The sequence below is a fragment of the Kribbella sp. WER1 genome, assembly GCF_054189145.1.
The window spans coordinates 2,358,798-2,375,932 of the sequence record NZ_CM135186.1; the positions used below are offsets into that span (position 1 = coordinate 2,358,798).

Sequence of the window (17,135 nt, forward strand, 5' to 3'; positions counted from 1 at the left end):
TATTCCTGCTACGAACGGTCAGCGGTGGCCGGTGGCTTTCGGAGCAGCCAGGCGATGGGGGCCACGGTAGTCGTCATCGCGAGCAGTGTCGCTCCCCCGACGACGGCCACCCAGCCGGCGGCCGGGACGTACGGCAGGGCGCTTCCGGTCACCGCGCGGACGACCGCGGTCAGGGCGACCGCTGCGATGGTTCCGCCGATCACCAGAGCGACTCCCAGCAGGCCGGCTTGTTCGGCGTTCACCATGCGGCGTACCTGGCGGCTGGTCACGCCGGTCAGGCGCAGCACCGCGAGCTCGCGGCGGCGGGCGAGGGCGGCCAGGATCATCGTGTTCGCGGCGGACAGCGCGGCGTACCCGATCATCACGCCGATCAGCAGTTTGTTCAGCCAGGCACTGATCGCGAGGTCGTCGGCGATCCCGCTGCTGAGCCGGTCGACGGGGATGAGCGTCGCGCCGGGAAGGCGCGGCGTGATGCCCGGCGCGACGCGGACGAGCGCCTCGTCCGGCGGCAGTCCGAGCGTCTCCGTCGACAGCACCACGTCGCCGAACCCGAGACCGCGCGAGTAGATCGCGGCGACCCGGACCCGCTGCGGCGTACCGTCACCCAGCCACAGCTCGACGGTCTGGCCGACCTTCCAGCCCTGCGACGCTGCGCGGGTCGCCGACACCGCGATGCTGTCCCGCCCGAGGGACGCCAGGTCGCCGCGCGTGACGCCGAGGTCGACGGTCGCGGCCGGCCGCCCCGCCGGATCGATCGCCCGCGCCGGCACGGTCTCGGCACCGTCGAAGATCCGGACGACGACCGACGTACGCCGGGTCGGCGTCACCGCTTCGACGCCGCGGATCCCGCGCAACTGCCGGATCGTGGCGCCGGAGATGCCGGCCGGTGCGACCAGCGCGTACTGCGCCAGCGTGCCGGCCTCGACCTGCTCGACGGTCCGGCGTTCGAGGTTGTCCTGCAGGAACCACACCGAGCCGCCGAGACCGACCGCGAGCACCAGCGCGGTGAGGACGGTCGCCATACCGCGGGCGTTGGCGGCCAGGTTGCGCCCGGCGAGGTAGCCGCTGTTCCCCCAGAACACCCGCAGGACTGGGGCGAGGACCCTGGCGGCGGTCGCGTTGATCCACGGCGCCAGCAGCCCGACACCGATCACGAACAGGTACAGCATGCCGGACGCCGCCGCGAGCGCGGCCTGCCCGCCGGCGCCGACGGAGACCACGCTGGCGACCACCGCACCGGCGACACAGGCAAGGCCGGAGCCGAGGCGGACCTTCCCCGGACGCGACGGCTCGACCGCTGTCTCCGCGAGTGCCTCGACCGGGCGGATCGCGGAGATCCGGCGTGCCCCCAGGAGCGCTGCGAGGACTGCGAGCAGCACGATCAGAAGGACGGCGGCCGGTGCCGCGAGCACGCCTGGGTCCAGCGGGAAGTCCTTGGGGACGAAGCCTCGCGCGACCAGCTGCGCGTCGACCCAGCGACTCACCAGCAGGCCTGCGGGTACGCCGATTGCCGATCCGGCGAGCGCAAGTACGGCGGCCTCGGCCATCAGCATCCGGCGGAGCTGACCCGGCGTCGCGGCCGTTGCCCGGAGCAACGCCAGGTCGCGGCGGCGGTTCCGGATCGAGAGCCCGACGGTTCCGGCGACGACGAAGACGATCAGCAGTACGACGTACCCGCCGAAGACGGCGCCGATCTGGATCAGGAGGTCCCGCGCGGCGACGAGCTTCGGCTGCTCGACGAGGCCGCGGCCGGATCCGGAGTACGCCTTCGCGGACTCGGAGGTCGCGAGCGTGCCGACGGCCGCGGCGACGGTCGCTCGGTCGGCGTCGGGGGCCTCGATGACGGCGATCGCGTCGGCGCGGTCGGAGTGCGGCGCCAGTTGGGCGGCTCGTCGTTCGGTGAAATAGACGCCGGGGTCGGTGCTGATGCCGCTGACCGTGTAGCGGTGGGGTACGCCGGCGACCATCAGGTCGATCCGTTGGCCGGGTTCGGCTGCGAGAGTGGGGTCGACGATGACCTGGTTGTCGGTCTTTGGGTTGCTTCCGGCAACCAGTTTGGCCAGGCCGGCTGTGTGGCCGGTGACGAGCTGCCGGGCGGTCTGTACCGGGATCGACTGGTCGACGACGACGCTCGCGACTCCGGGGAGCCGGCGGATCCGGTCGGCCAGCGTGGTCGGCACGGTGCCGGCTTCGGGGAGTTGGAGGGTCGTGCGGTTCGTGTCGCCCAGTTCTTTGCGGACGAAGGTGATGTCGCGTTTGGCCACCACCAGGTCGGCGGAGGCGTAGCGCTGTGGATCGGGGCGGAAGCGCAGTCCGGACTCCACCAGTGAGCCCATGCTCGTCAGGATCATCACGCCGAGCGCCAGCGCGATGAGCGTGGCCACGACGCTGCCCGGCCGATGCCGGAGCAGCCGAACCGCGAGCCCGGTCATACGTGCACCGCCGCCCGACCCGCAACCGACCCGTTTCCGCGGGTGTCCGCCGGGCGCAGCGCGGCCAGCTCCGCTGCGATGCGGGTGACGCCGGGTTGGGGGAGGTCGGTGACTATTCGGCCGTCGGCGAGGACCAGGACGCGGTCGGCGTACGACGCGGCGACCGGGTCGTGGGTGACCATGATGATCGTCTGCTGCTGGTGGTCGACGACCGACCGGAGCAGCGCGAGCACCTCCGCCGCCGTCGTACCGTCCAGCGCTCCGGTCGGCTCGTCGGCGAACACCACCTCCGGACGCATCGCCAGCGCCCGCGCGATCGCCACCCGCTGCTGCTGCCCGCCGGACAGCTGCGCCGGCCGGTGGTGCAGGCGGTCGCTGATCCCGACCCGCTCGACGACCTCCGCCGGCCAGCGGCGGTCGGGACGGGTCCCGGACAGCCTCAGCGGCAGCGTGATGTTCTCTTCGACCGTCAACGCGTCGACCAGGTTGAACGCCTGGAACACGAACCCGACCTTGCTCCGCCGCAACCGGGTCAACGCGGTCTCCGACAGCTTCGACAGCTCGGTCCCGCCGATCCACGCCCGGCCCGAGGTCGGCCGGTCCAGGCCCGCCGCGGTCTGCAGCAACGTGCTCTTCCCGGACCCCGACGGCCCCATCACCGCGGTGAACGTCCCCCGCGCGAACGCGGCGTCGACCCCCGCCAGCGCGGTCACCCGCTGTCCCCCGGTCTCGTACGTCCGTACGAGCCCGTCCACCCGTACCGCCAATTGCGCCGACATCCGCGTGCCTTCCGTCTCCGAATCAGTACTCCGGAAACGCTACGGAGACAGGTAGTGCGCAACCATCCAGCGCCCGGGCCGACCGGGGGTAGAGCTGGCTCCACCCCCGGTCCGCGAGGTCAGGCGGTGATCTGGGTCGTCGCGGTGTTCGCCGTACCGATCGTGTACGTCGACACGGCCGGTGTCGCGGTCAGCGTGACGGTCGCCGCGCGGGTGTCCGTACCGGTGTCGAAGCGCCGCGCGGTGAACGTGACCGTCCGCGACGTCTGGCCCGCCGGGATGACGACCACGCCCGGGATCCCGTCGTAGTCGTACCGGGCCTTCGCCGTACCGCTGACCGCGTACGTGACCGCCAACGGCCGGCTGACGTCGCTGCTCGTCCGGGTGACGGTCAGGCTGACCTGCTGGCCGGGGGCGACCGACGCCGGGGTCATCGCCATCGTGACGGTGCTGCTCGGCAGCGCGGTCGCGGCGTCGACGGTCAGCGTGACGTTCGACGGGTTCCCGCCGTACGACGTCGTGGTGCCGTTCGGGTCGACGACGTGCAGCGTGCCCGACAGGTTCGCGAGCCCGCCGCCGCTCGGCGAGTCGACGGCCTTCACGACGTTGTCCTTGGTCGTCGTCATCACCAGCAACTGGTTGAACGCGACGTTCCCGTAGTCGGCCGGGCCGCCGTTGCTGTAGTCCTGGGACCAGATGTCGATGACCTGGTCGCCGGTCGAGTTCAGCACGTTGTTCCAGTCGAGGCAGACCGAGTTGTTGAGCGAGACCAGCGTGCCCTGCGACCAGTTGTTCGCGACCAGCAGGCTGCGCTGGATCGGCGACGTGGCGATCAGCGAGTACTGCATCGTCACGCTGCCGGCGATCGCGCTCTGACCGTTGCCGGCCATCAGGAAGTTCGGGTACGTCCACGTGTCGACCGGCGACGTCGCCCGCTTCTGGGCGCCGAGGCGGACCCGGTCGAGGATGATGCCGGTGTTCGGCACGCCGGTCGCGTCCTTCAGGTGCGCGCCCTGGTACTGCACGCCGGCGTTGACGTTGCCGGCCATCTCGCAGTCCTGGACCAGGATGTTCGCGAGCCGCCCGTACTCGGTGACGGTGCCGCTGCTGTACGTCCACGGCTGGTCGGGCTCGAAGTCGATCCCGGCGCACGGTCCCGCGTTGTGCTGGCCGGTCGCGGCGTTGACGCCCGAGTCCGAGTTGTTGAACGCGCTGCCGGTGACCAGCAGGCCGTCGATCGCGCACACCGACATCCCGTTGCGGCCGTTGTTGTCGCAGGTGACGTTGACGATGTGGATCGGACCCGCGCCCGCGTCGCCGCCGCAGTAGTTGTTGATCGACTGGTTGTTCTTCGCCGGCTGCAGCTGGATGCCGTCGCCGGACGCGTTCCGCAGCGTCAGGCCCTCGACCAGCACGTTGCCCGCGCTGAACATGCAGATCGCGCTGTTCTGCTGGTACGCGAGATCGTTGCAGCGGGTGTGGTTCGGGTCGTTGCCGTCGAACACCGCGCCGTACCCGGTGATGACCACGCCCCAGACGCTGTAGCCGTGGTTGGCCGTGGTCGGGCGGGCGTTCGCGTTGCCGCCGATCGTGAGGATGCGGGTCGCCGGGGCGATCACGTCCGGTGCCTTCGCCTTCACGACGACGCCCGGTTCGAGGATCAGGTGCAGCTGCGTGGCGCCGGTGCGGAAGTAGTCGGTGCCCGCGTGCCAGCCGACGAACAGCGGATCGGTGATCCAGTCCGCGCCGTCGTACGGGACGATCACGGTCGCGACGCCGCTGCTCACTGTCGATGCGGCGAGGTCGAGCTGGGTCTGGATCACCGAGGTGTCGGATCCGTTGCGGGCGACAACGAACGTCTGGGAGTCGGTGGTCGCGTGCGCGGTGGACGGGACGAGCGCGATGGCACCGGCCGCTGCTGACGTGAGCAGGAAGGAGCGTCGGGTGAATCCCTCAGTAGGCATGGCGTGGAACCTCCGAGTGGGGCTTAGCGTGGGTTTCCGGGGCTGATCGCCACCGAGGCGATCCGGGTGGCGCCGTACTGGTAGGCGTCGCTGTGCATGACCTCGAGGTGCAGCGTCCGGGTCCCGCCCTTGCCGTCGGGGCGCCGGGTGCCGAGGTTCAGCGTCGTCGTGGTCTCGCCGGGCTTGAAGATCGCGACACCCGACATGCCCGGTACGTCGTACCGCTCCCGGGCGTCGCCGGTTGCGGAGTACACGACGGCGAGCGTCTTCGAGAGGTCGCCGCCGGTGCGGGTGAACGTGAAGCGGGCGGTGCCGCCGATGCCGACGGCCGGCGTCGACGTGGTGAGCGCGACGGCCGGTTTCGCGGTGCCGGTCGGGGCGAGCTGCTCGGTCACCACCAGGCTGTTCGCGGTGTCCGAGATGTTCGCGGTCATCGGCTTCCCGACCGCCCGGACGTACGCCGTGATGTCGCCGGACAGGCCGGTGCACGCGGAGTTCGCGTCGCCGGGTTTCGGGTACGCCGCGATCAGCGGGTTCGCGTGGTTCGTGTTGATCACGCACTCGGTCCAGCTGACGCCGCCGAACTTCTGCGCGGTGTCCGGGCCGGCGTTGTAGAGCAGCGCGATCGGCTCGTACTTGCCGGCCCGCGAGTACGCGTCGTTCCAGATCGCGGTCCGGGTGAAGCTCAGCCGGAACGCGTCCACATCGGGGAGAGACTGGGTGCGGATCGCGGCGCCGAACAACCGGGAGTCGATCAGCGAGTCGGTGACCGAGACCGCGCCGGGCAGCAGCGCGCCGCTGCCGATCCCGCCGCCGGTGATCGGCGTCGGGTCGCCGTTGTCGCCGGACACCGAGCAGATGAACGTGCCGAGGTCCGGGGCGGTGGTCGCGCCGAACAGCACGTTCTCGAAGGTGATCCCGATCGGGCCGCACTCGGCCGGTGCGCCGCCGAGGCAGAGCGCGTTGATCGTGACCGCCTGGCCGACGTTGTCGGTGATCGCGCAGTTGCGGATCATGATGTTCTTCAGCCGGCTGTACGGGAGTTCGGCGTACGGGAGCTTCGTGGTGCGGGGCGGATCCGGCTCGAAGTCGATGCCGGCCATCGGCGGCGTACCGAAGGTGTTCCGGAACGCGCACGACTCGGCGGTCAGGCCGTCGACCGAGATCACGGTCATCGCGTTGCGGCGGTGGTTCTCGCAGCAGACGTCGCGGAGCGTGATGTTGCTGCAGTACGGGCGGCCGATCGCCTCGGTGTGCGCGAAGTTGTACCGGACGCCGAGGTAGATGCCGTCGCCGCCGGAGTCACGGATCGTCAACCCCTGCACGGTGATGTCGTCGGCGCTCAGGATGCTCAGCGCGTGCCGCCACTCGCCGGCGTTGTACTCCGGTTTGTTCATCGCCAGCGTCGCGCCGTATCCGTCGAAGGTCACGCCGGACACGAGCTCGCCGGCGTCCGAACCGGCCACGGTGATCAGGCAGACGTCCGTGGTGTCGAACAGCGGTACGGCGCCGTCGAACGCGCCCGCCTTCGCGCGGACCGTGACGCCCGGCTCGAACTGCACCGTCAGGTGGTGGGCGCCCTTCGGGTGCGCCGGGTCGAGGCCGATCACCAGTGGTCCGGTGATCCAGTCGCCCGGCTGCTGGTCGACGTACAGCACCGTGTCCGCGGTGTGGGTCGCGTCGAGGGCCGCGTCGATCGCGTTCTGCAGCGCGGTGCTCGCGTCGTCGCGGTGCCAGCCGTAGCTGGAGGCAACGATCGCGCCGGGCGGCGCCTTGCGGGTGGTCGCGGCGGCGGGTGCGGGGTCGGCGAGTACGGCGGGGGCCGCACCGGCGACCAGCGTCGCCGCGGCACTGCGCTTGAGGAAACTGCGACGGGTGGAATCCATGCTCATCACTGCGCTCCGATCGTCCTGGGCGCCTCGATCGTGCAAAGCCCGCGACGCAGAGTCAACAACAGCCGAAACTCCCGCGACGACGCCGTATTCCCTGGCCGGAAAGGTGTTCCGGCGGTATAACGGTGAAGACCGAAACGTTGGGAGGCAGCGGATGCGCGGACCGGAGGAGCTGCTGATCGGTGTCGTCGGTCCGGCCGACGTGATCCCACCGCTGGAACGGCTCGCGGCACAGGAGTTCCCGCAGCTGCGGTTGCGGACCTTCGTGTACGACGACGAGTCGGAGACCGCGGATCTGGTGCAGTCCGGTGCCGGCGTGGACGGCTGGTTGTTCACCGGCGTGGTCCCGTTCAGCCTCGCCCGGCGAACCGGCGTGCTCCAGGCGCCGGCGACGTACGTGCGCTACCGCGGGACGGGTCTGCCGCGGATCCTCGGCCCGCTGCTCGCCGGCAACCCCGGGACACGCAGCATCAGCATCGACACGGTCCCCCGCGAACAGGTCCAGCGCCTGCTACGCCGCGCCGACCTCTCGCCGGTCCACATCCGAGTCCTGGAACACCGCCCCGACCGAGACACCGAAGACTTCCTCCGCTTCCACCGCCGCGTCGCCCACGACCGCGGCGGCAGCATCGCCATCACCTGCATCCGCTCGGTCTACACCCAACTGGCGCCCCACCTCCCCACCGTCCGCCTCCTCCCCGCCGTAGCCTCCCTCCGCACCGCCCTCCGCTCCGTCGCCGCACTCCCGGACGGCGCAGGTGCAGCGGGGGATCCGGTGGTGGGGGTGGTGGAGGTTTCGGATCCGGTGGTGGGGTTGGGGGGAATGGTGGAGGGGTTGGCGGGGGGTGTGGTGGCGTTGGGGGCGGGGACGTATTTGGTGTTCAGCACTCGGGAGCGGTTGGTGGAGGTGTCGGAACGGTTTCGGCGGTTGGAGTTGTTGGACGAACTGCGGGACGGGCGGGTGTGGGGGCGGATCGGGTTCGGGGTGGCTGCTACTGCGTTGGGGGCCGAGCGGCGGGCGCGGCGGGCGTTGGTGCGGGCTCGGGCGGTGGGGGCGTTTGCGGCGGCGGTGGCGACGACGGACGACGGGGAGCTGGTGATCGGGTCGGGGACGCCGGAGTACCGCGAGACGTCGGGGGCGCCGGTGCCGTTGGCGGTGGCGGAGCGGCGGTCGGGGCTGGGGGCGGCCGCGCTGCTGCGGCTCGGGCGGTTGGCGGCGGACCGGGGCAGGGACGGCGTGACCGCGGCGGACGTCGCGACCGCGTTGGACCTGGAGCCCCGCGCGGCCCGTCGTACCCTCCAGCGGTTGTCGGCAGCCGGCGTCGTCCAGCCGCTCGACGCCGCGCACACCGGCAAGGTCGGCCGCCCGCGGAAGGCGTACCGGGTCGCGCTCCAATGAGCCGAAATCCCCACCACCGGGCCGAAATCCACAGCTCTTGACCCCACGCGACCCGCCTCGGGACGATCCAACGGAGAGCACAACAGGAGGCCCCATGACCGTGTCCCTTGCCGTCGACGGTGGTACGCCGGTGCGTACGGCCGACTTCCCCGCCTGGCCCGTCGGCGACGAGCACGAGGAGGCCGCGCTGCTGCGGGTACTCCGCTCCGGCAAGTGGGGCAGCACCCACGGCGACGAGGTGGTGCAGTTCGAACGCGAGTTCGCCGCCGCCCACCAAGCGGACCACGCGACCTGCGTCGCGAACGGCACCCTCGCGCTGGTCGCGGCGTACCAGGCGGCCGGCGTCCGCCCCGGCGACGAGGTCGTCGTCCCGCCGTACACCTTCGTCGCGACCGCGTCCGCGGCCCTGCTGATGAACGCGATCCCGGTGTTCGCCGACGTCGACCCGGCGACACACCTGCTCGACCCGGCCGCGGTGGAGAAGGCGATCACACCGCGCACCCGCGCGGTCGTCGCCGTCCACATCGGCGGGCGGCCCTGCGACCTGGACGCCCTGTCCGAGGTCTGCACGCGGTACGGCGTCGCGCTCGTCGAGGACGCGGCGCAGGCACACGGCGCGTCGTGGCGCGGCCGCCGGGTCGGCGCGATCGGCGACCTCGGCACGTTCAGCTTCCAGTCCAGCAAGAACCTCAGCGCCGGCGAGGGCGGCATCGTCGTCACCAACCGCGCGGACCTGAACGACGCGGTCTACCCGCTGGTGAACGTCGGCCGGACCCGCGGCGGCGCCTGGTACCAGCACGACCACCTCGGCTACAACCTGCGGCTCACCGAGTTCCAGGCGGCGATCCTGCGCGTCCAGCTGACCCGGCTCCCCGAGCAGGCGAAGCGCCGCGAGGACACCGCGCGCCGCCTCGACCAGGGCCTCCGGCAGTACGCCGAGATCGCGGTCGCGCCGGACGACCCGGCGGTGACCGAGCACGGCCGGCACTTGTACCTGTTCCGGTTGCGCAAGGCAACGGCCGTCGAACGCCACCGGTTCGTCGAGGCGCTCCAGGCCGAGGGCATCCCGTGCTCCCCCGGGTACCCGGGGCTGCACCGCAACCAGGCGATCCGCCGCCGGGTCGCCGACCTGCTGCGGGACGCCGGCCGCGACGAACCGGCGTACGACTGCCCCGTCACCGACCAGCTGGTCGCGGACACCGTCTGGCTGCCGCAGCAGGTGCTGCTCGGCGACGAGTCCGACACCGCCGACGTGGTGACCGCCGTCGAGAAGGTCCTACGTCACCGCTGATGCCTTCCCGCCAGCAGCCGGGTCATCGTGCCGCCGAGCACCGCGGCCCGATCCGCCTCCGACAGGTCCGCGAACAGTACGCGGCCGAGCGACATCCGTTGGTCGATGAACGGCATGTCCGACCCGAACACGACCTGCCCGCTGCCGACCGCGTCGACCATCCGGGTGATCTCGTCGCCGTGCATGAACGACCCGCACAGCTCGAGGACGACGTTCGGCGTCCGCCGCGCCACCTCGATCGCGTCGTCGAACCCGTCCCGGGTGAGCCCGGTGTGCCCGGCGAGGAACGTGACGTCCGGGTGCAGCCGCGCGACCTCTTCGAGCAGGCCGGGGTCGTCGCAGGCGTGGTGTGTGGTGGTGTGGGTCAGTACGGGGCTGCCGGTCGCGGCGGCGTACTCCCACACCGGCCGGTACCGCGGGCCGGTGATCCGGTAGTCGTGCAGGCTCGGGTGCACCTTGATCCCGGCGAACCGCGGGTCGCCCGCCCAGTGCTCCAGCTCGGCGACCGGGTCCTGCCACGGGTTGACGACCAGGTAGCCGGACAGCCGGTCCGGGTACCGGCCGACCGCGTCGGCGGTCATCGCGTTCCCGGCGCGAGCGTCGAGCTGGATCGCGAGGTGGCTGGAGAGCACGGTCCGGGTGACGCCGCAGCGGTCCATCACCCGGATCATCCCCTCCGCGCCGTTGTCCGGGATGAAGAACAGGCTGTACGGCCCGAGATGCGCATGCGCGTCGACCACCGGACCGAGCTCAGGGGTACGGCGGTGCAGGACGGCGTCCGGGGTCGGGCCGGTCATGCGTGGACTCCGAGACGGTCGAGGTTGCCTGCGCCGATCGCGGTGACTGCGTCGTCGGGGAGTTCGGACCAGAGCAGCCGGGTGACCGCCTCGGCCGGGTCGCGTTCGGGCATGCCGGTGCCGAAGACGAGCCGTTCCGGGCCGAACTGTTCGGTCAGCCATTCGAGGCCGAGGTGGTTCGAGAAGTTCGCCGTACCGATGGACACGTTCGGCCTCCGTTCGAGGACGCCGGCGGCCCGGCGCAGCACGCGGTACCCGATCCCGCCGACCACGATCGCGAGCTCCGGGTGCTCCCCGGCGAGCGCCTCGAGCTGCGCCCAGGACGTCTGGAACAGATCCACCAGCAACGGCATCCCCGCTGCTGCGACGGCCGCCATCAGCTGCGCGACGTCCGGCCCGGCGAGGTCGTACCCATGATCTTCCGGATAAACCCGCACAGCCGCCACCCCCGCCTCCCGAGCCTCCGCCACAAACTCCCCCGCCTCCGGCACCTCCCCCGTCCGCGACGGCAACCCGACCCAACAAGGGAGAAGCCTGTTGTGCATCGCCTGCAACTCGGTGAGCAGGCGGTGGTTGCCTGCGTGTGGGTCGTGCCAGCGAGCTGCCGTGTGCGAGACGATCGCGGCACGAATCCCGACCCGATCCATCCGCGCCAACAGCGCCTCAGCAGTGCCCGAGCCGACATCTACCCGCGGATTGCGCCCGATGGTTGCGTCGGCATCGATCAGCCACGGTGGTCCCTGGTCCATGCGCGCGATCGTGCCGCGTCCCGCGAAACCCCGTCAAGAACCGTCGTTTCGGCACGCCGTCACCGCCGAAACCCACCCCTGAGAAGGGACCCCCGATGACCCGCCGCAACACCAGCCCGTACGAATTCTTCCTCCACAAAGCCCGCGAACACCGCCCGGCCCACGCCTTCGAACCCCCGTTCACCGACTGGCAGCCACCAACCCGAGCCGCCGTACTCGAAACCCTCGGCCACCTACCCGCCCCCGTCGACCCAAACCCGGAGCTGATCGCCGAACTCGAGTACGACGGCATCGTCGAGCAACGGTGGCTGATCGATGTCGAGGACGGCCTGTCCGCCTACGCGCGCGTCCTGCGCCCGGCCGCGGCCGCCGGTCCGCGCCCCGGCATCCTGTGCTGGGCCGGGCACGACGGCGACGGCAAGAACACGATCATGAGCCCCGGCCCGGCCGACAACGCCTACGGCTGGCACATGGCCCGGGCCGGGTTCGTCACGTTCGCGATCGACTGGATGGGCCGCGGCGACCTGGACGACAACGCCAAACCCAACCACCGCGCGCTCGCGAACGGCCGCGACTGGTGCAACCTCTACTACCTGCACGCGACCATGCTCGGCAGCACCCCGCTCGGCCTGAACCTCGCCCACGGCCGCGCCGTCACCGACTTCGTCGCGACCTTGCCGTACGTCGACCCGCAGCGCCTCGGCGTGATGGGGGTGTCCGGCGGCGGCACGCTCGCGCTCTGGAGCGCGCTCGCCGACGACCGCCTCCGCGCGGCCGAGATCATCTGCTACAGCGACCTGTTCGCCGACTTCGGGTACCGCGACCTGAACTACTGCGGCCTGCAGGTGACACCGGGCCTCTTCGAGCTGGTCGACGTACCCGATCTGCAGGGCCTGCTCGCACCGCGCCCGTTGCTCGTCGACATCGGGCTGAACGACGACTGTTTCCGGATCGAGTCGGCGACCGCGTGCCACGCGAAGGTCCGCTCGATCTACGAAGCGGCCGGTGCCGCGGGCAACCTCTTCCTCGACCTGCATCCCGGCGGGCACGGCTGGCAACCGGGACAGTCCGGGCAGTTCTTCACCGATCACCTGGACCGCTGATGAGAGTCCCGATCCCGCAGACCCGCGACCCGTTCGTCAACACCCCGCTGCTCCCGGCCGGCCCGGACACCGACGGCGTGCCCCGGTACTGGATCTCGTCGTGGAACTCGAACGTCGGCTGCACCGGCCTGCTGGTCCGCGCCGACGGCCGGTCCCGGAGCTACCGCTTCCCGCTGCCGCACGCCGGCTTCTACAGCGCCGTTGCTGACGGCAACGACGGGCTCTGGTTGTGCGGCGACCTGAGCCGGGTCGTCCACCTCCGGCTGTCCGACGGCCACTGGGAGTCGTACCCGACCGGCGCCGCCGAGGGCCTGGTCTTCCAGGGTATGGCGGCCGCGGACGGCCAGTTGCTGATGGCATCCTTCACCGGCGAGCACACGGACGCGGTCAGCTTCGACACGCGTTCCCGCCGTACGACAAAGCTCTTCGAGGACGTGACCCCGCAGCACTACCTGCGCAGCAGCTTCCCCGGACCGGACGGGACGACGACGATCGCGATCGAGATCCCCGAAACCGAACTGCTCAGCTGGGACCCGGCGAGCGGCACGTTGACGCCCGGCCCCGCCGCACCGGACGGGCTCGACCGGCAGTGGCGGCTGCTGCACAACGCGGGCTGGTCGGCGCGGCTGGAGGAGCTGCCCGGCGAGCTGGCCGACGTGCGCTGGTTCGGCACCGACGGCGACCTGGCGTGGGGTGCACGCTGCCACGACGCGGCCGACGTCCTCGTGTTCGACCGCCGGACCCGTACAGCCGGCCCGGTGTGCAGCATCCCGGACAGCGACCACTTCAACCTCGCGATCACGCCGGACCGCAAACTGCTCGCGGTGACGAGGTACGGGCAGCTGCTCCGGCACGACGCCCTCACCGGCGCGCTCGAACTGGACCTGGAGCTGCCGACCGAGTCGACCGGCCGCATCGACTGCGTGCTGCGCCTCGACAACGACACGGTCCTCGGTACGCCGTTCATCAGCCAGCGGTTCTGGACCGCGGACCTGCGCACCGGCGTCGGCCGCGACGAGGGTCGGGCAGCGCCGGGCGGCGGGCAGATCTGCCTGAGCTGGCTGGTCGACGGGCGCGCGTACCTCGCGGCGTACGCCGGCGGGCAGCTCACCTGCTACGACCCGGCCCAGCCGACCGGGTACCCGAAGAACCCGCGCGTCGTCGCCGCTCCGCCCGGGGCGATGCGTCCGGTGGCCGGCGCGGTGCACGGCGACGTCCTGATCTACTCGTGCAGCCAGCAGTACGGCATCCTCGGCTGCATCCTCACCCGGTACGACCTCGCGACCGGTACGACGTACTACCGCGACAATCCCCTGCCGGAGCAGTCGATCCAGAGCATGCTGTGGGCAACCGACCGGGTCATCGTCGGGACAGCGCGGCACGCCGACATGACCTCGACGGTGCCGACGGCATCGACCTGCTACCTCGCTCGGCTGGATCCGGACGACCTGACGCTGTCCGGCCTGGTCGCGATGCCGGCCGGCTCCGACCGGGTCGACGTACTCGGGCTGCTCGACGACAGTCACACCCTGTGCGTGCTGTCCGGCGACCGATGGTTCGCGCTGGACCTGGACGCGCCGGCCGCGCCGGAGCAGTTCCTCGACCTGCCGTTCAGCCCGGCGAACCTGCGGGCCACCGCCGTCCCCGGACGGTACGTCGGACTCGTCGACGGCCGCGTGGAGCTGTGGGACGCCGGGCAGGCGGTCCGGCTGGAGGTGCTGCACACCGAGCCGGAGGCGTACCGGATCGTTGTCCAGGGCACCGATGTCTACGTGCTGACGCCGACCGAGCTGGTCGTCCTGGAGGCGATCCTCAACAGGTAGCTCTTCGGCGGGCGGCCGACCGTACCGGCCCGGGTCGTGGTCGCCTCGGCGACCCCGGCCTGCACGAGTCGCTCCAGCAACCGGCGCGCCGAGCGGTCCTCGATGGCGAGAGACCGGGCCACGTCCGCCGCCGTGACCCGGTCCGCTTCGGCCACCGCCAGGATCCGGCGCAGCTTGGTCTGTTCGATCCCCGACCGCCGCTCGGCCACCGCGACGCTCACCGTGCCGCCCGTGCCGGGCGCGTCCGCGGACCGCCCGGTCAGCAGCAGGTCGGCACCAGCGCCGAAGGACACCACCGCTGCGGAGGGGCCCGCAGCGGTGGCCCGGGCCAACGCCCGCCGGGCCAGTACCTCCGCGACGGCGACCGTCCGCCCGACGCCGAACCCCGCATGCACCCGCGGACGCCCGTGACTCAGCCGGTCCAGCATCACCAGCCGCCGGAACGATCCGGTCTCCTCCGCGAGCACCGCCCGGGTCGTGAGGATGACGGACAGCGTCGGCGACAGTGGTGCCGTGACCCCGGCGAGTCGGCGAACCTCGGCCGCGAGCTCGGGACTGGCCGGTACGTCGACGAGCCCGACGACCACCTGCGCGTCGGCGCCGACCGCGCGATCGCACACCAGCGACGTCGCGGTCAGCGCGCTCCGGACCGCGCCCGCGCTCGGGGCCAGCCGGAGCATCGGCAACGACGGACCGACCGCGTCGTACACGGACCGCCGGCACGTGATCGCCAACGCCGTACCGCCCGAGCGCGCCACGCTCCGGTGGAACGCGGCCAGATCGGTGACGTCCCGTCCGGCGCCGTACTCACACACCCGCACCCGCTCGGTCGGCAACCCCGCCGCACGGAACGCCCGCAGTACTTCGGTACGCCGCAACGTGTCGACGCTGGCCACGTCCCAATGCCGCCGGGCGTCGGCGCGGAGCGCCTGGTACAGCGTCGCGCCGGTGTAGTCGACGAAGGTCGCGGGCCGCCGCAGTACCCCGGCCCGCCGGGCCAGGTCGAACGGGACCGGGCCGGTGAACAGCCAGGCGTCGATCCGGTCCGGCGCGGACCGGATCAGGTCGACCGCCTGGCCTTCGTGCGCGTACGGCGACGGATGCAGGTCGAGCGCCGGGAACTCGCCGGCCGCGACGGCGGCGACCTGCGCGACGACGTCCGCAGGACCGATCAGCCCGACCATCGCGACGCTGCCTGTCACCGTTCCATCCCGTCTGCCCCGTCCTACCGGCCGCCGTTGGAGGAGTAGGCCTGCTCGTACTCGTGCCGGATCGTGTCGCCGACCGCGCTCCGCCAGGTCTGCACGGCGTCCTTGAACGCGGACACCGGCTTGCGGCCCTGCACGATGTCGTTCTTGGTGTCGATCAGCGGCTCCTCGGCGCCCGCGCCCTTGCCGAGCTGGGTCGGCGAGTACAGCACGTCCGTCGGGTCGCTGATCCCGGTCGGTACGACGGCCGACTGGAACTCGTACGCCGCCCGCACCAGGTCCTCCTGGTTCGGCACGTAGATCGCCGTACTGCGAGTCGACCCGATGTAGCTGAGGCCCGCGAGCGTCTCCTTGGTCCCGTCCGCGGTCAGCACCGGGTCCGAGCCGGTGAGCTTGTAGTCGTGCCCGGCGACGCCGTAGTTCACGTCCAGGTACTCCTGGCTGCCGAACGGCGCGGACAGGTAGTTCCAGACCCGGAGGATCTCCTCGACGCGTTCCTTCGGCGCCTTCTTGATCGCGGTGAACAGGTAGTTGCCGGACTCCAGGTGCTTCACCGCGGTCCCGCCGCCACCCCACTTCGGCAGCTTCAGGACGCCGAACTTCAGCGTCGGGTTGTTGTTCGCGGCAACCGCCCAGCCGGCGAACGACTGCATGTAGATCACGGTGGTCCCGCCGTACCACCAGGTCTGGTAGGAGCCCGACGCGGTGAACGAGTCCGGGTGGAAGATGCCGGCCTGCCACCACTTCCGCAGTTCGTCGAGCGCGTCGAGGTACACGTCGAGCTCGATGTCGCGGGTGAACTTGCCGTCCTTGACCTGCCAGCCCTTGGGCGCACCCATCATCTCGAGGACCGTGCGGAGCGTCAGCAGCACGGGCTGCGTGCCCATCGCCCAGCGGTGCTCGGCGGGCTTCGTGACCTCCTTGCAGAGCGCGAGGAAGTCCGCGCCGCTGGTCAGCTCCGGTTTGCCGAGGCCGAGCTTGTCGAGGATGTCCTGCCGGGTGTTCATCACCTGGCCGGCGATCGACCGCGGCTGCGAGATGCCGAACAGGTGACCGTTGACGGTGCCCGCGGTCCAGGCCTGCGGCGGCAGCGCGGCCAGGTTCGGGTACTTCTTGATGTTGTCGCCGCCGAGGTGGTCGCCGAGGTCGACGAACTTCGACTCCAGCAGCTTCGGCTCGTTCGGCGCGGACAGGATCTGCATCATGTCCTCGTAGTTGCCGCCAGCAACGTCGACGGTGAACTTCGAGGCGTACGAGAGCGAGTCCACCTGGGTGACCTGGAGGTCCACGCCGAGCTTCTTGTCCAGCAGCTGCCACCACTGGTTGCTGCTCTTCTGCGAGCCGACCGGCGGACCGGACACCAGCAGCGAGAGCGCCGCGCCGGTGCCGACCGCTCCCGTGACGGTGGCCGGCGGCGTCGCCGGGTAGTGGAAGAAGCCCGGCTGGATGCCCTTGCCGAGATCGCCCGGCAGGTCCGGCTTGCTGCCGTCGAACGGTACGAACGCCGGAGGGTTGGCCTTCGCGGAGTCGAGCCCGCCACTGCTCGACTTCGCGTTCGAGCAGCCGGCCAGGCCGGCGGTCAGCGCGAGTCCGCCGAGCAGGATCGCGCGGCGGCTGGGGCTGTACTGATCCATCACATTCCACCTCATTATTTGAAACTACTGGCGGGCGGTGACTCAGTATGTGAGAAGGTCGAAC

At 71.2% G+C, this 17,135-nt stretch carries 12 protein-coding genes; 4 read left to right on the plus strand and 8 right to left on the minus strand.

The window, feature by feature from the left end; translation table 11 throughout:
* Positions 1–8: 8 nt before the first annotated feature.
* The 4 genes from ACXJJ3_RS11570 to ACXJJ3_RS11585 all read right to left on the minus strand — a co-directional run bounded on the left by ACXJJ3_RS11570 (position 9) and on the right by ACXJJ3_RS11585 (position 7,067).
* Positions 9–2,432, minus strand: a complete 2,424-nt coding sequence (locus ACXJJ3_RS11570; RefSeq protein ID WP_458169985.1) for an FtsX-like permease family protein — start codon at positions 2,430–2,432, stop codon at positions 9–11.
* Positions 2,429–3,211, minus strand: a complete 783-nt coding sequence (locus tag ACXJJ3_RS11575; RefSeq protein ID WP_458169986.1) for an ABC transporter ATP-binding protein — start codon at positions 3,209–3,211, stop codon at positions 2,429–2,431. Before ACXJJ3_RS11575 ends, ACXJJ3_RS11570 begins: the two co-directional genes overlap by 4 nt.
* Positions 3,212–3,330: 119 nt before the next feature.
* Positions 3,331–5,175: a hypothetical protein gene (locus tag ACXJJ3_RS11580; protein WP_458169987.1), complete on the minus strand. Its 1,845-nt coding sequence runs from the start codon at positions 5,173–5,175 to the stop codon at positions 3,331–3,333.
* A gap of 23 nt (positions 5,176–5,198) precedes the next feature.
* Positions 5,199–7,067 carry a twin-arginine translocation signal domain-containing protein gene (locus ACXJJ3_RS11585; protein ID WP_458169988.1) on the minus strand — a complete coding sequence of 623 codons (1,869 nt, stop codon included), beginning with the start codon at positions 7,065–7,067 and terminating at the stop codon, positions 5,199–5,201.
* A 154-nt stretch (positions 7,068–7,221) separates the two neighbouring features.
* On the opposite strand from ACXJJ3_RS11585, the gene ACXJJ3_RS11590 reads away from it, so the two are divergent.
* Together ACXJJ3_RS11590 and ACXJJ3_RS11595 are read left to right on the plus strand one after the other, a co-directional pair.
* Positions 7,222–8,466 carry a hypothetical protein gene (locus ACXJJ3_RS11590; RefSeq protein ID WP_458169989.1) on the plus strand — a complete coding sequence of 415 codons (1,245 nt, stop codon included), beginning with the start codon at positions 7,222–7,224 and terminating at the stop codon, positions 8,464–8,466.
* Between the two features lie 94 nt (positions 8,467–8,560).
* Positions 8,561–9,757 carry a DegT/DnrJ/EryC1/StrS family aminotransferase gene (locus ACXJJ3_RS11595; RefSeq protein WP_458169990.1) on the plus strand — a complete coding sequence of 399 codons (1,197 nt, stop codon included), beginning with the start codon at positions 8,561–8,563 and terminating at the stop codon, positions 9,755–9,757.
* On the opposite strand, the gene ACXJJ3_RS11600 is transcribed toward ACXJJ3_RS11595, so the two are convergent.
* Both ACXJJ3_RS11600 and ACXJJ3_RS11605 read right to left on the minus strand, forming a co-directional pair.
* Positions 9,748–10,554, minus strand: a complete 807-nt coding sequence (locus ACXJJ3_RS11600; protein ID WP_458169991.1) for an amidohydrolase family protein — start codon at positions 10,552–10,554, stop codon at positions 9,748–9,750. The genes ACXJJ3_RS11595 and ACXJJ3_RS11600 overlap by 10 nt on opposite strands.
* Positions 10,551–11,303 (minus strand): amidohydrolase family protein, encoded by a 753-nt coding sequence (locus ACXJJ3_RS11605; RefSeq protein WP_458169992.1) that lies wholly within the window; start codon positions 11,301–11,303, stop codon positions 10,551–10,553. Before ACXJJ3_RS11605 ends, ACXJJ3_RS11600 begins: the two co-directional genes overlap by 4 nt.
* A gap of 95 nt (positions 11,304–11,398) precedes the next feature.
* Here ACXJJ3_RS11605 and ACXJJ3_RS11610 point away from each other — a divergent pair, with 95 nt between their 5' ends.
* Positions 11,399–12,406 (plus strand): dienelactone hydrolase family protein, encoded by a 1,008-nt coding sequence (locus ACXJJ3_RS11610; RefSeq protein ID WP_458169993.1) that lies wholly within the window; start codon positions 11,399–11,401, stop codon positions 12,404–12,406.
* Positions 12,406–14,229, plus strand: a complete 1,824-nt coding sequence (locus ACXJJ3_RS11615) for a hypothetical protein (RefSeq protein WP_458169994.1) — start codon at positions 12,406–12,408, stop codon at positions 14,227–14,229. Before ACXJJ3_RS11610 ends, ACXJJ3_RS11615 begins: the two co-directional genes overlap by 1 nt.
* Here ACXJJ3_RS11615 and ACXJJ3_RS11620 read toward each other — a convergent pair.
* Positions 14,175–15,431, minus strand: a complete 1,257-nt coding sequence (locus ACXJJ3_RS11620) for a hypothetical protein (protein ID WP_458169995.1) — start codon at positions 15,429–15,431, stop codon at positions 14,175–14,177. The genes ACXJJ3_RS11615 and ACXJJ3_RS11620 overlap by 55 nt on opposite strands.
* Before the next feature lie 23 nt (positions 15,432–15,454).
* Positions 15,455–17,071: an extracellular solute-binding protein gene (locus ACXJJ3_RS11625; protein ID WP_458169996.1), complete on the minus strand. Its 1,617-nt coding sequence runs from the start codon at positions 17,069–17,071 to the stop codon at positions 15,455–15,457.
* Positions 17,072–17,135: the final 64 nt, after the last annotated feature.

Coding starts and splice junctions, on each gene's coding strand:
- ACXJJ3_RS11575 (WP_458169986.1), bottom strand. CDS start 3,211: ATGTCGGCGCAATTGGCGGTACGGGTGGACGGGCTCGTACGGACGTAC.
- ACXJJ3_RS11600 (WP_458169991.1), bottom strand. CDS start 10,554: ATGACCGGCCCGACCCCGGACGCCGTCCTGCACCGCCGTACCCCTGAG.
- ACXJJ3_RS11570 (WP_458169985.1), bottom strand. CDS start 2,432: ATGACCGGGCTCGCGGTTCGGCTGCTCCGGCATCGGCCGGGCAGCGTC.
- ACXJJ3_RS11580 (WP_458169987.1), bottom strand. CDS start 5,175: ATGCCTACTGAGGGATTCACCCGACGCTCCTTCCTGCTCACGTCAGCA.
- ACXJJ3_RS11625 (WP_458169996.1), bottom strand. CDS start 17,071: ATGGATCAGTACAGCCCCAGCCGCCGCGCGATCCTGCTCGGCGGACTC.
- ACXJJ3_RS11615 (WP_458169994.1), top strand. CDS start 12,406: ATGAGAGTCCCGATCCCGCAGACCCGCGACCCGTTCGTCAACACCCCG.
- ACXJJ3_RS11605 (WP_458169992.1), bottom strand. CDS start 11,303: ATGGACCAGGGACCACCGTGGCTGATCGATGCCGACGCAACCATCGGG.
- ACXJJ3_RS11595 (WP_458169990.1), top strand. CDS start 8,561: ATGACCGTGTCCCTTGCCGTCGACGGTGGTACGCCGGTGCGTACGGCC.
- ACXJJ3_RS11585 (WP_458169988.1), bottom strand. CDS start 7,067: ATGAGCATGGATTCCACCCGTCGCAGTTTCCTCAAGCGCAGTGCCGCG.
- ACXJJ3_RS11610 (WP_458169993.1), top strand. CDS start 11,399: ATGACCCGCCGCAACACCAGCCCGTACGAATTCTTCCTCCACAAAGCC.
- ACXJJ3_RS11590 (WP_458169989.1), top strand. CDS start 7,222: ATGCGCGGACCGGAGGAGCTGCTGATCGGTGTCGTCGGTCCGGCCGAC.